This is a genomic window from Pseudomonadota bacterium (assembly GCA_036339585.1).
Taxonomy (GTDB): domain Bacteria; phylum Pseudomonadota; class Alphaproteobacteria; order UBA8366; family UBA8366; genus UBA8366.
Map to the genome: position 1 here is coordinate 273,440 of JAYZAS010000001.1, position 12,630 is coordinate 286,069.

A 12,630-nucleotide genomic window follows, 5' to 3' on the forward strand; every position below is an offset into this window, starting at 1 on the left:
CGCCCTACCGACCCACAGCATAGCCTTGCATCCCACGTGGATTAGCAGCAGCTTTCAAGACGCCTCCATCAGTCGCTACAGCGCACATTCGACCTTCAGACCAATCACCTGCAATTTCAAGATCGTGACCACGATTTTTTAGATCGTTTTGAGTATTCTCCGAAAATCTTCCCTCAATCACAAGGCGCCCAGGCGAGGCCTGCCGTGGGTAAAACGAGCTTGGATGGTGTTCGTTATGAAAGGAGGGCGCATCAATTGATTCTTGCAAATTAAGACCATGCGTCACATGCCTGATCAAAAAATTCGTCTGCCATTGATCCTGTTGATCTCCTCCTGGCGTACCGTACGCCATGTACGGCTTTCCGTCACGGTATGCCATCGAGGGGGTGAGGGTTGTCCTAGGACGTTTCCCAGGCATTAAACTCGCCGGCTTGTCGTCCTCGAGCCAAAACATCTGCATACGTGAACCAAGGCAAAAGCCGAGCGCTGGGATAATCGGAGAGCTTTGCAACCAGCCGCCGGAGGGCGTCGCCGCAATCATATTACCATCCTTGTCAATTACGTCGATGTGGCAGGTATCGCCATTTGATGGTCGGCCAACAGTAGGCTCGCCAATTCCAGCCAGGTTTGACCTCGCAATGGCTGCACTATTTATGGCAGCTTGATAATTTACAGAACCCCCGTATCCATCTACCTGACCAGGCCGGAACTCCAGTGAGGCGCTTTCACCAATCAGTTTACGTCTTTTATCGTTATAAGAATCAGACAGTAATATCTCCATTGGCACATCTACGAACTTTGGGTCGCCGTAGAACGTCTCCCGGTCAGCAAACGCAAGCTTTGCGCACTCCGTTACAGCATGAATAAATTCGCTACCCTCAGTATCCATGTCCTCAATCCCGAGCCCTTTCAGCAGAGCTAGTTGCTGGAGTTGAACGGGCCCTTGGCTCCAAGGACCTATTTTAAAAATGGTGTGATCACAGAAGTCGTACGCTAACGGAATATCATATGATGCCCGCCATTTTGCCATATCATCACCGGTAAGCACGCCACGATGAGGCTTCCCTGAGGCATCCATTACTTCATTTTCCCGGCAGAACTTATCGATTTCTTCAGCAATAAAACCGTTGCCCCAAGCATCTCTTGCTGCCTCGATCTGCGCCTGCCGATCACCCCCCGCTGACTTAGCCTCAGTGATCAATCGCCTCCACGTCTTGGCAATCCCCTCATTCCCTAGAAGAGACCCAGGCTTCGGCACCTCTCCATTTGGCATATATACTGGCTGTGAGGTAGGCCAATGATTACGGAATATCTCTTCCACGCCACTTATGGTTTTGTAAATATTAGGCACGATAGGTGCGCCATGCTCTGCGTAGTAGATCGCTGGAGCAAGAACATCCTCAAGATCGAGAACACCATAATCCCTCAAAATCAACAAGTAACCATCAACTGCACCCGGCACTGCTGTTGCCAAAAGGCCGGTGCCTGGCACGAGTTCTAGACCTAGTTTATCGCGATAATACGCCATTGTAGCACCCGCCGGAGCAGGCCCCTGACCACAAACAACCTTAGGCTCCCGCTCACCTGCAACATGAATTATCGCCGGCATATCACCTCCGGGACCATTCAGGTGAGGTTCAGCAATATGTAGAACAAATCCTGCACAAACTGCAGCATCAAAAGCATTTCCACCCCTCTCTAGCATCGATATTCCAGCAGCCGAAGCGAGCCAATGAGTGGTAGACACCATGCCAAATGTGCCTAGTAGTTCAGGACGCGTTGTAAACATTAAATATGCCTCTTATTTGAAATGGAATATTAAATTTAGCCTTATCTGACTATCCCCACAATCCAAACTACATATAACTTAGTCGATACCCTTGACAGGGACAATTGATGAAGCCTAATGCAAACAATAATAACGAGGGCTTTGTATATGGGACAACGAGTAATAATTCCCCACAAACGGGATTTTAAATTCGAATATGGCGTGCCAGATGTGCTATCACCCTTAATCCGCAGGGTGATTGCCGAAAACCCCAGCCCATTTACCTTCCGTGGTACCGGCACCTTCATCGTTGGTCATGGTGACGTAGCGGTGATTGACCCAGGACCACTCGACGAAAAACATATCGATGCAATACTGGCTGCCACAAAAGGCGAGAATATTACTCATATTTTCATTACACATACCCATTCCGACCATTCCCCTAACACCCAACTACTTAAACCTGCTACCGGAGCAACTACTTATGGCTACGGACAGCACGGCAAAGATCGAGGGCTTCAAATTGGCGACGGAAACGGTGATTACGACTTTCAACCGGATATCCTTTTGAAGGACGGAGATATTATCCGCGGCAAAACCTGGTCTCTTGAAGCAGTGCATACACCCGGTCATGCTTCGAATCATCTTTGCTATGCTCTGAAAGAAAATAAAGTGCTGTTCAGTGGGGATCACGTAATGGGATGGTCAACCACAGTGGTCTCAGCGCCCGACGGTGATATGGGCTCTTATATCCGTTCACTTGAGAAATTACTGAAGCGAGATGAGACACGATATTGGCCAAACCATGGGACTTTTATCGACAAACCTCATGCATACGTCAATAAGCTTATTGCTCATCGCCGTGACCGTGAAAAACAAATTAGTGCCCATCTTGAAAAAGGGATTGAGAGTGTAGAGATGCTGGTTGCTGAAATGTACAAGGGTTTAGACCCGCGGCTCTACCGAGGCGCTTGTCGAGCTGTACATGCCCACTTAGTGCACATGGTCGAAACCAAGCGAGCTCTCTGTCACGGCAAACTCGAGGAAACAGACCGCTTCACCCCACCGGGCGGAATGAAATGAAGACCGAGCTCCCAATTCCTATTTTACTCGCCGATTATCAGCAGCCGAACTTTCTAATAGATGACGTGTTTCTTGATATTAAGCTTGGGGAAACATCTACTGAAGTAGTAGCCAAACTTCACATACACCGGAATCCAAATGCCGCTCACCCACATGCGGCGCTAGTGCTTAATGGTGAACAACTTAAAACTCAGTGGGTTGCACTTGACGGCCATAAGTTGGATCGCAAAAAATATACGGTCACAAAAAATGAACTTTTTGTCCGTGAACTGCCAGAGAATTTTGTCCTCGAGACTTCTGTAGTAATAAAACCACAAAAAAATACCCAGCTTGAGGGAATTTATAAATCAAATGGGATCTTCTGTAGCCAGTGTGAAGCCGAGGGCTTCCGTCGCATCACGTGGTACTTGGATCGACCGGATATTCTTGCGCGATACAGAACACAAATAACTGGAAGCAAAAAAAAGTACCCAGTACTTCTCTCAAATGGAAATTGTACCAACACCAAGACTTTCAGGGATGGGACGCACTCAGCATTATGGGAAGATCCATACCCAAAACCATCGTATCTTTTCGCATTGGTTGCAGGGAATCTTGGCTGCTTGCAAGACGAGTTTATAACCGCGTCAGGACGTAAAGTAGCACTCAAAATATTTGTTGACCTTGGGAAAGAGGCCCAGGCTTGTCATGCTATGAAGTGCCTTATAAGGGCGATGAGGTGGGATGAGGAAGTTTTTGGTCTCGAGTATGATTTAGATGTTTACATGATCGTAGCCGTAAGCGCATTTAATATGGGGGCCATGGAGAATAAAGGTCTTAACCTCTTCAATGACAAATATGTTCTCGCCGACCCTGAAACCGCGACTGACATGGATTATGCTCTGATTGAGTCAATAATTGCACATGAGTATTTTCACAACTGGACTGGCAATAGAGTAACCTGCCGTGATTGGTTCCAACTCAGCCTCAAAGAAGGACTAACGGTTTTTCGTGACCAAGCATTTTCTGCTGACATGTCGTCGGTAGCCGCAGAGCGCATCAAGGCAGTCAAGACACTGCGTGCTCGGCAGTTTCCAGAGGATGCGAGTCCACTCGCCCACCCTATCCGACCCGACTCATACATAGAAATAAATAATTTCTATACCGCAACGGTTTACGAAAAAGGCGCTGAAGTTATCCGAATGATGCACACATTACTAGGCGCAAACGGTTTTCGGGCAGGAATGGACCTGTATTTTGAACGCCATGATGGCCATGCGGTTACTTGTGATGATTTCATTTCTGCAATGGAAGATGCCAGCAATTTCGATCTGAGCCAATTCCGTATTTGGTATTCACAGTCTGGGACCCCTTCGCTTTTCGTTGGTGAAACCTTTAACGAGGATAAGCAGTCTTACACCATCACTATTCGTCAGCACACAGAACCAACGCAGGGGCAGACCAAAAAAAAGCCTCTTCACATTCCTATTCGCGTTGCGCTGCTAGACGCTGATGGGGATCGAATGCAACTCACTGCAGACGGCACAACGGAAAAAATCCTCGAATTAAAAAAAAGTAAGCAGTCTTTCACATTTAAAAATATAAATAATCCGCCTAAACTATCTCTACTCCGTAACTTTTCAGCTCCAGTTAAGATAGAGTGGATATCAAAAGAAGACCCTTCATCAGAAAAATTAGCTTTTCTGATGAGAAATGATGACGACCCTTTTAACCGATGGGAAGCATCGCAGATGCTTGCAAAACGTTTAATTTTTAGAACAATTGATGATGGGGCACCGAAAGAAAAAACTATTAGGATATATACTGACTCCTTAAGGGAATTGCTTGAGGATGAAGAGACTGACCCGGCGCTGCTTGCCGAAATTCTAGGATTGCCGCTGGAAACTGAGCTTGCCGACATGCAAAAGCCAGTTAACATTGATGGCATCCATATGGCTCGCGAAACTATTCTTAAACAAGTCGCCAATAGACTTGAAAAACAGCTATTTAGTCTTTATCAGCGCCACGCCACGCAAGAAACTTACCGTTACACTGCTATCCAAGTTGCTCAAAGGCGTCTAAGGAATGTAGCTCTTTACTACCTTGCTGCGCTTGATCGGCACGACACTGTAAAAATTGCCAAAACACAATTCGATAACTCGTCCAATATGACAGACTGTATGGGTTCGCTTATTGCATTGAACAATTGTGGTGCGGCCGAACGAGACGAAGCGCTGAAGATATTTCATAGGAAATGGCAAGGTAATTCTTTAGTTATAGATAAATGGTTTACGTTACACGCTACATCCTTCAAACATGGTACGCTGACCCGAATAAAAGAATTAATGCAAAATGATAGCTTCTCAATTGAATCGCCTAACAGGGTTCGCGCCCTTGTCGGTGCATTCAGCAATTCCAATCAAATTCAATTCCATGCCAAGAGTGGTGCAGGGTATGCATTTCTTACCGAGCAAATTATCAAGCTGAACACTATTAACCCTCAAATCGCAGCCAGGCTCTTGATGCCCTTATCACGCTGGCGGCATTTGGATAAAGAAAGACAATTTCTCGTCAAAACTTGCTTGAAAAATATTCTTAATACCAAAGAGATATCTCGCAATGTCTTTGAAATAACTTCTAAGATGCTAGGAGATGACTAAACCCGATTGCAATCGTTTCGTATAATTACAAGCAAATCCATAAGCAGCAGAAATCAGTATTTATTGAGCAAAAAATATGTCCATTCAAACCTGATAACCGCGGAAACTTTATCAATGGCTGAATTACTCACACCTGACATTTGCATTATTGGTGCTGGATCAGGCGGTCTTCTGGTTGCAGCAGGCGCGTCGCAGTTAGGTGCAAACGTGGTCCTTTTGGAACGTAACAAGATGGGTGGAGACTGTCTTAATTATGGCTGCATTCCTTCAAAAGCAATCATCGCGGCAGGCAAGGCTGCACAAACGGCACGCAAAGCATCACGATTTGGTATCGTAGGATTATCGCCTAGGATTGAGTTTCAATCAGTCCACGACCACGTACATGATGTAATAGCCAACATCGCTCCTAATGACTCCATCCAGCGGTATGAAGGTCTAGGCGTACATGTAATTCGGGAGGAGGGACACTTCGTTGATTCCCGCGAAGTAAAGGCCGGCAATATTCGAATCCGAGCGAAAAAATTTGTTGTTGCGAGCGGTTCATCGCCGAGAATCCCTGCTATAGATGGTATTAACGATGTTTCCTTCCTTACTAACGAAAATATCTTTGAATTAAAAGAGGCTCCATCACACCTAATTGTTGTCGGTGGCGGTCCACTTGGGTGTGAGCTTGCACAAGCCTATCGAAGGCTCGGTGCTGAAGTCACAGTCTTAGATGAACGGGCGATTCTGAGCAAAGAGGATCCAGAGGTTGCCACGGTGGTCAAGAAACAACTATTGGAAGAAGGGATAGAGATCAAAGAACATGCAAAAATTCAGGCGGTTAAAAAGAAAAATAATGCCGTAACAATTATATCAAGCTGCTCCAGCCAAAAAGAGGAGGTAGAAGGGTCGCATTTATTAATTGCAGCAGGTCGCGTGCCTAATCTCGCTGGTTTGGACCTTGAGGCTGGAAGAATAGAGTATGCCCAAAATGGCATATTGACTAATAAGAGGCTCTTAACTTCCAATAACCGAGTATATGCACTTGGCGATGTTATTGACGGCCCGCGGTATACGCATGCTGCAAGTTACCAAGCAGGTGTTGTCATTCGTAACATACTTTTCAAGCTTTATGCACGGGTCAATTATACTGCTTTGCCACGTGTCACCTACACAGACCCGGAAATAGCACAAGTTGGTATGAGCCAATCTGAGGCACTTAAACAAAAAGGTAGTAGTATTCGTATCCTTAGACTAAGCCTTGCGGATAATGACCGTGCTGTCGCTGAACGCACACCAGAAGGAATCATTAAAGTACTAAGCGACAAACGAGGTAAAATTCTGGGTTGCTCAATCGCCGGTGCGGGAGCAGGGGAGTTAATAATGCCATGGGCTCTTGCAATTTCCCAGAAGCTGAAAGTAAGCGCCATGGCTTCAACAATTGCACCATATCCCTCCTTAAGTGAAATATCAAAAAGAGCGGCTAGTTCATTTTATATACCCACTTTATTCAGTGAAAAAACTAAGAAAATTGTCCGCGCCCTTCTCAAGTTCTCTCCTTGAACCTGAATTTCATAAATCTCTCAGTACCACTTCATGACTTATATTTGCTGCCTTGCCAAGCATGATAGAAGCAGAACAATATTTCTCTGCCGACAAGTTCACCGCCCGCTGAACCTTATCGCGTGACAAATTTTTGCCGCTAACGATGTAACGTATTTTTATTTGCGTGAATACCTTGGGGTCTTCTTTCGCACGATCAGCTTCGATCTCCAACTCACAATCAATGACGGTTTCTCGGGCTTTCTCTAAAATATGGACAACATCAAATGCCGTGCACCCACCCATTCCTAGTAGCAGTGTCTCCATAGGACGTACGCCAAGATCTCGGCCGCCAGCATCTGGCGCGCCATCCATCACTACGCTATGCCCGCTGCCAGACTCCCCCAAAAAAGTTCGCTTCTCTACCCACTTCACCCGTGCTTTCATCGTATTTGACATCATTACCGCTCCGCATTTAACCCATAGGGTATGGCCCAGCTCAATCCCTCCCAACTATCGCCTTTAGGGCCGTATTCGCAGCCCACCCAACCGTTATATCCCACGCTATCAAGGTGTTCGAACAAAAATCCAAGATTGACTTCACCATATTGCGGTTCATGACGGCCCGGCAAGCTCGAAAATTGTACATGCCGTATGATGTCAAGATTTGCTTCAAGATTTGCTGCGAGTGAGCCCTGCATAATTTGCATATGATAATAGTCGTATTGTAATGCGATATTAGGCGCATTAGTGGCCCCGATTAGTTTTCGAGTGTGGTCTGTCGTTGTGTGTAAATATCCAGGCACATCTATAGTGTTGAGTGGTTCTAAAAGTAGGGTAATGCCCTCAGCTTCGGCTACGGGGGCCACCACCATTAAGTTTCTTATAAAAGTTTCTTCACATGCCTCCACAGCTATGCCGGTTGGAACACGCCCTGCCGTAACATGAATGAACTGTCCTTCAAGATGGGTGACATACTCTAATGCCAAATCAAAAGCCTTTCTAAATTCCGCCTCACGTCCCGGCAGAGTTCCAAAACCACGATCAGCATCACCCTCACCCGGCTGAGTATTCAAAAGTAGAAATTCAAGCCCGTTTTCGTCGAGCCATGATTTAACCACTGTCTTTTTAAATTCATAGGGCCGCAGAAATTCGACTGCCTTAAACCCTGCCTTAGCAGCGGCTCCAAAACGACCTCTCGGCTCCAGTTCGGGAAACATCGTTGTCAAATTAGCTGCAAATTTTGGCATCTTACCTCCTGACACTTACCAGCGCCCAACGTAGGCTTATAAGTCTAGAGAATTTTCACGATTACGTGTTACATCATAATCACTTTTTTAAATGTGAACACCGGACAATTTATGCAATTTGAACAACCATGGATTTTAGTTGGTGTTGCAATTGCAATGATGGTTGGTGGATTTTGCAAGGGAGCCTCCGGAATTAGTCTAGCTCTGGTTTCGGTTTCTCTAGCAGCAATTTTTGTTGATATCACAACAGCAGTAGCACTAATGACAGTTCCGATATTGATTGCCAATATATGGCAGGTAAGCAGCAATAAATTTGTAGTTGAGACCTAGCGAGAATATAAGTCCCTATATTTAGCTATACTTCCTGGGGTTGCTTTTGGAGCTAAGGTGCTGACCTCAGTGGATCCTACCCATATTTCCGGTATTGTCGGAGCGTTGGTGGTAGCCTTCGCGTTTCTTATCTACAACCAGCCGGATTGGCACCTTAATCCGGGGACCGCTCGACGCATTAGAATACCAGTGGGGCTCACCGGAGGCGTCATCGCCGGAATATCCAGACTTGTGCCGCCTGTTCTTATTTACATGGTAGCACTCAAGTTGCCTAAGGAGCGCTTCATCTGCGCTATTGGTATTGGCTATTTAACAGCTGTTTTGGCTTTGATCTTTTTCCTCTCTAGTTACAAATTTTTTACATCGCAATTGTTATTTTGGTCGGCTGTTGTGTCGATTCCAATGTTTGTAGGCCAACTTGTGGGCCAAGGAATTCGACGTTACATAGACGATACACTTTTCCGTGCCATCATAGTTATTTTAATGATTTTCAGTGGCGCAAACCTTATTCGAAAAGCATTCTATTGAATCAGCCGATGGTCTTTAATCTGGGTCCGGTGCATTATACGCCGCTTAGTTGCGTCGAAGCTATCAAGCCTGTGCATGACACAACGGTTTTCCCACATTATCACGTCACCTTCTCGCCATTGATGGTGCCAAGAATATTTTGGCTGTGTAGCGTGAGCTCACAGATCGTCAAGCAATGCTTCCGAATTTACTAAAGGAAGACCCATAATATATGCATTCCGACGCCGACCGAGGTAGAGCGCCTGACGTCCAGTTTCCGGATGGGTGCGGACGACAGGATGGATGGCGCCGGGGCAAGCCGTAACATCGGTCACTAAATCTGCCCCCTTGCGAAGGAGGTCGGCACTATTGGTAGAGCTATCGTGCTTGATTTGAAGGCCATCAATCTGCCGACGGAGCAAATCCGGCAACTCTTCCAAAGCAACATACATATTGCAAAATCCAGTATTACCGCCCTGATCGGGGACCTCAACACCAAACAAGACACTTCCTAAGGGGGCTGATTGATATAATTCGTATCTGTATGCCACTACGCCTCGCCGTTGCCGAGCGCACCGATAGGCCGGCCGTTTTCTTTGATATTTTACAGCACGAGCACTTCTGGAAAACCGTCTACACCTACCTGCCCGTTTTCGTTTGGTGGTGCGATATCAAGATCGCCGAAGTGCTTACTGAATATAACCAACTCTCTAGGAGTAATTTGCTGACCGCGAAACAACAAAACCCAATGGGAAATCCACGATTGGTGAATTTGGTCAAGAGTATTCGTATCTATGTAGCCAAGGTTAACACCGCGTATTTCAGCACCTATAGCTTCCGAAACTGGCACTACATCAATCATAATTTGATATCTCAACTAAATTGCCGTCCGGATCGCGAAAATAAATCGAAGTGATTGATCCGATGGCTCCAGAACGCTTATCAGGGCCTAGCTCAATGCATACACCTTCAGACTTTAAATGTTTGGCTACATCTGCCATTGAATCTTTGGTTATAAGACAAAAATCCGAGCCACCAATTGCTGGTTTGCCGGCGCGATGACTGGGGCCAGTACCGACAGGCGGATGCACGTTAATCTTCTGACTACCAAAATAGAGTGCTTTCCGCCCTTCGCCAAATGTCTTCACCGTCATACCTAGCACGCGCTCGTAAAATTCACAGATAGTGTCTACATCTCTTGCGGTAAGAACGAAATGATCTATACGATGTATTTCCATCTATCCTTCATTTCCTGCTATTGCCCTAGGCCCCGTCTGCGCCCATCGTAACGTTTTTGGATCAATTGCCACCAATGTCGATTCTCCAGATACCAACTTATAGTCTGACTCAGGCCTTCTTCAAAACTTCTGCTCGGGGTCCAACCAAGTTCATTTTTTAGCTTATCGCAGGAGACCGAATAACGGTAATCATGCCCGGGTCGATCAGGAACAAAATGAATAAGGTCACGATAGGAGGCAAAACTGCCGCGTGGAATTAAAGAGTCGAGCACCTCGCAAATACTCTCGACCACTTCTATATTCTGCCTCTCGGCCTCCCCACCTATGTTATAAACTTCACCTGGCACACCCTTTGTTAAAATGCAGTGTAGCGCCGCAGCGTGATCCTCCACGTGCAGCCAATCCCTTATATTTTTCCCATCCCCGTAGACTGGTAATTGTTGACCTTCAAGAGCAGCTAAGATCATGGTAGGGATCATCTTTTCAGGAAACTGGAATGGCCCGTAATTATTTGAACAATTGGTAACAATGACGGGTAATTCGTACGTATGATACCAAGCACGGGCAAAATGATCTGCCGCTGCTTTTGAGGCAGCATAGGGCGAGTTAGGCCTGTATTGGCTATTCTCGGTAAATTGCCCCTCTGCCCCGAGTGCCCCATATACCTCATCAGTCGAGACATGGAGAAACCGGAATTTGTCTCGTGTTGAAACTGGCAAACCACACCAATACGAACGAGCACATTCTAATAAAGTAAAGGTACCTCTCACATTTGTCTCTAAAAATGGTGCCGGCCCATCGATCGAACGGTCAACATGAGACTCCGCAGCTAAATGTATTACTGCATCTGGTGTATGGGCTCTGAAGATCCTGTCAACTGCTGCTTTATCACAAATATCGTGATGTTCGAAAATATAGTTTGGGAGGTTTGACACTGACCCTACAGAAGACAAATTACCGGCATAAGTAAGCTTGTCTAGGTTGATAACTCCGAAACCACAGTCTCGGGAAAAATGGCGCACCACTGCTGAGCCAATAAACCCTGCTCCTCCTGTAATAAGAATTTTCATTCCTATTGATTGGGACAAATGAACTCGTTGGTCAAGGGCTATTGCCATTGAGCAAATAGCGGGGCAGGATTACATTGATCTTGAAAAATAACCCCTTGGAGGTCTTCGCTATGCTCAGCAACACTAATTTTACTCCCGTGTGGCGTTCTTTAATGTTCGTGCCAGTAAACGTAGAACGCTATGTCTCCAAAGCCCATACCCGTGGCGCAGATGCGATCCAACTCGACGTTGAAGATAGTGTAGCTATCGCCGACAAGCCAGCGGCAAGGAAGTTAATTCAGGAAGCTGCGGAGTCTGTCAGCCAGGCGGGTGCTGATGTAGTTGTCCGAATTAATCAGCCTCTTCGTATGGCGATACCTGACCTCGAGGAGTCCATCTCCCCTCGGGTAAAAGCAATAGCGGTTACAAAAGTTGATGGTCCCGGCCATATTCGTCTGCTTTCTGAGGCAATTGATGAACTCGAGAGTGAGAGGGGTATGGATGTTGGTCATACCAAGCTGATCGCAATGGTTGAAACAGCAGCAGGTTTCCTTCGAATTGAAAATATTGCGAAGGCACATCCACGCGTAGTTGCCATGAGTTTAGGAAGCGAAGATTTTGCAACTTCTATTGGTACTGACCCAATAGCAGAAGTTCTTACCTATCCTAAACAACAGGGAATTATTGCAGCCCGGGCAGCAGGAATTATCCCTTTGGGACTTATCGGAACGGTTGCAGACTATCAAGATATCGATGCTATGCGCGAGACAATACGTCGTTCTCGTCGATTCGGTTTTCAGGGGGCGTCTTGCGTTCACCCCAAAATTGTAGGGCTTCTAAACGAAGAGTTCAGGCCAACTCCTCAAGAAGTTAAAAATGCAAAAAAAATTATCACCGCGTTTGAGGAGGCTGTTGCCGCAGGCCGCGCATCTTTAGAAGTAGATGGAAAAATGGTCGATTATCCAGTGGTTTACCGAGCAGAAAATCTCCTTGCAGCAGATAAAAATATTAAAGAGCGTGAAAAAATGATGAAGAATACTGCATCCTAAGAACATGAATAATCCTAGTTGACACAGGAGGGCGTCCGCCATACCGTTATGGTTCGTGGTGATTTGGCCCGGCCGGCTTGCGACCACGGAAATAATTCAGCTAAAAGGTCGGCGTGTCTTCTTGAAAAGGCTCCGACCCTATAGTAGGGCATCATTTTTAGGGTCTCCTGCGTTTAAGTGAGTTCCCTCTGAA

The 12,630-nt window shown here is 46.2% G+C and carries 11 protein-coding genes, 2 pseudogenes and 1 riboswitch; of the genes and pseudogenes, 6 read left to right on the forward strand and 7 right to left on the reverse strand.

Going from position 1 to position 12,630, the window contains the following annotated elements:
• Window positions 1-4 precede the first annotated feature (4 nt).
• The gene (locus VX941_01305; GenBank protein ID MEE2932046.1) at window positions 5-1,789 is read right to left on the reverse strand and encodes a gamma-glutamyltransferase family protein; all 1,785 of its coding nucleotides are present in this window, start codon (window positions 1,787-1,789) and stop codon (window positions 5-7) included.
• Between the two features lie 147 nt (window positions 1,790-1,936).
• Between VX941_01305 and VX941_01310 the strand changes: the two genes are divergently transcribed.
• The 3 genes from VX941_01310 (at window position 1,937) to VX941_01320 (ending at window position 7,035) form a co-directional block, all read left to right on the forward strand.
• Window positions 1,937-2,851, forward strand: coding sequence for an MBL fold metallo-hydrolase (locus VX941_01310; GenBank protein MEE2932047.1), 915 nt, complete (start codon window positions 1,937-1,939; stop codon window positions 2,849-2,851).
• Window positions 2,848-5,490 (forward strand): aminopeptidase N, encoded by a 2,643-nt coding sequence (gene pepN / locus VX941_01315; protein MEE2932048.1) that lies wholly within the window; start codon window positions 2,848-2,850, stop codon window positions 5,488-5,490. Before VX941_01310 ends, pepN begins: the two co-directional genes overlap by 4 nt.
• A gap of 114 nt (window positions 5,491-5,604) precedes the next feature.
• Window positions 5,605-7,035, forward strand: coding sequence for an FAD-dependent oxidoreductase (locus VX941_01320; protein MEE2932049.1), 1,431 nt, complete (start codon window positions 5,605-5,607; stop codon window positions 7,033-7,035).
• Between the two features lie 9 nt (window positions 7,036-7,044).
• On the opposite strand, the gene VX941_01325 is transcribed toward VX941_01320, so the two are convergent.
• Window positions 7,045-7,461, reverse strand: a complete 417-nt coding sequence (locus tag VX941_01325; protein ID MEE2932050.1) for an OsmC family protein — start codon at window positions 7,459-7,461, stop codon at window positions 7,045-7,047.
• Window positions 7,462-7,475: 14 nt separating this feature from the next.
• The gene (locus tag VX941_01330; GenBank protein MEE2932051.1) at window positions 7,476-8,264 is read right to left on the reverse strand and encodes a TIM barrel protein; all 789 of its coding nucleotides are present in this window, start codon (window positions 8,262-8,264) and stop codon (window positions 7,476-7,478) included.
• Between the two features lie 111 nt (window positions 8,265-8,375).
• Here VX941_01330 and VX941_01335 point away from each other — a divergent pair, with 111 nt between their 5' ends.
• A complete protein-coding gene (locus tag VX941_01335) occupies window positions 8,376-8,594 on the forward strand; it encodes a hypothetical protein (GenBank protein MEE2932052.1) in 219 nt (72 codons plus the stop codon).
• Between the two features lie 24 nt (window positions 8,595-8,618).
• Window positions 8,619-9,122: pseudogene (locus tag VX941_01340) on the forward strand (sulfite exporter TauE/SafE family protein).
• On the opposite strand, the pseudogene VX941_01345 reads toward VX941_01340, so the two are convergent.
• The 4 genes and pseudogenes from VX941_01345 to rfbB all read right to left on the reverse strand — a co-directional run bounded on the left by VX941_01345 (window position 9,116) and on the right by rfbB (window position 11,409).
• Window positions 9,116-9,652, reverse strand: a pseudogene (locus VX941_01345) (TauD/TfdA family dioxygenase). The pseudogenes VX941_01340 and VX941_01345 overlap by 7 nt on opposite strands.
• Window positions 9,653-9,705: 53 nt before the next feature.
• Complete coding sequence (locus VX941_01350; protein MEE2932053.1) at window positions 9,706-9,963, reverse strand: TauD/TfdA family dioxygenase; 258 nt, start codon at window positions 9,961-9,963, stop codon at window positions 9,706-9,708.
• The gene (locus tag VX941_01355; GenBank protein MEE2932054.1) at window positions 9,956-10,339 is read right to left on the reverse strand and encodes a VOC family protein; all 384 of its coding nucleotides are present in this window, start codon (window positions 10,337-10,339) and stop codon (window positions 9,956-9,958) included. The genes VX941_01350 and VX941_01355 overlap by 8 nt, the downstream gene beginning before the upstream one ends.
• 17 nt (window positions 10,340-10,356) lie before the next feature.
• Window positions 10,357-11,409, reverse strand: coding sequence for a dTDP-glucose 4,6-dehydratase (rfbB, locus tag VX941_01360; GenBank protein MEE2932055.1), 1,053 nt, complete (start codon window positions 11,407-11,409; stop codon window positions 10,357-10,359).
• 110 nt (window positions 11,410-11,519) lie between these two features.
• On the opposite strand from rfbB, the gene VX941_01365 reads away from it, so the two are divergent.
• Window positions 11,520-12,437 carry a CoA ester lyase gene (locus VX941_01365; protein ID MEE2932056.1) on the forward strand — a complete coding sequence of 306 codons (918 nt, stop codon included), beginning with the start codon at window positions 11,520-11,522 and terminating at the stop codon, window positions 12,435-12,437.
• Between the two features lie 45 nt (window positions 12,438-12,482).
• A riboswitch (SAM riboswitch) is annotated at window positions 12,483-12,561 on the forward strand.
• The last annotated feature ends 69 nt before the right edge of the window (window positions 12,562-12,630 follow it).

What these genes read in the sequence shown, in the direction of transcription:
- VX941_01305 (MEE2932046.1), bottom strand. Translation starts at nt 1,789, where the DNA reads ATGTTTACAACGCGTCCTGAACTACTAGGCACATTTGGCATGGTGTCT.
- VX941_01310 (MEE2932047.1), top strand. Translation starts at nt 1,937, where the DNA reads ATGGGACAACGAGTAATAATTCCCCACAAACGGGATTTTAAATTCGAA.
- pepN (MEE2932048.1), top strand. Translation starts at nt 2,848, where the DNA reads ATGAAGACCGAGCTCCCAATTCCTATTTTACTCGCCGATTATCAGCAG.
- VX941_01320 (MEE2932049.1), top strand. Translation starts at nt 5,605, where the DNA reads ATGGCTGAATTACTCACACCTGACATTTGCATTATTGGTGCTGGATCA.
- VX941_01325 (MEE2932050.1), bottom strand. Translation starts at nt 7,461, where the DNA reads ATGAAAGCACGGGTGAAGTGGGTAGAGAAGCGAACTTTTTTGGGGGAG.
- VX941_01330 (MEE2932051.1), bottom strand. Translation starts at nt 8,264, where the DNA reads ATGCCAAAATTTGCAGCTAATTTGACAACGATGTTTCCCGAACTGGAG.
- VX941_01335 (MEE2932052.1), top strand. Translation starts at nt 8,376, where the DNA reads ATGCAATTTGAACAACCATGGATTTTAGTTGGTGTTGCAATTGCAATG.
- VX941_01350 (MEE2932053.1), bottom strand. Translation starts at nt 9,963, where the DNA reads ATGATTGATGTAGTGCCAGTTTCGGAAGCTATAGGTGCTGAAATACGC.
- VX941_01355 (MEE2932054.1), bottom strand. Translation starts at nt 10,339, where the DNA reads ATGGAAATACATCGTATAGATCATTTCGTTCTTACCGCAAGAGATGTA.
- rfbB (MEE2932055.1), bottom strand. Translation starts at nt 11,409, where the DNA reads ATGAAAATTCTTATTACAGGAGGAGCAGGGTTTATTGGCTCAGCAGTG.
- VX941_01365 (MEE2932056.1), top strand. Translation starts at nt 11,520, where the DNA reads ATGCTCAGCAACACTAATTTTACTCCCGTGTGGCGTTCTTTAATGTTC.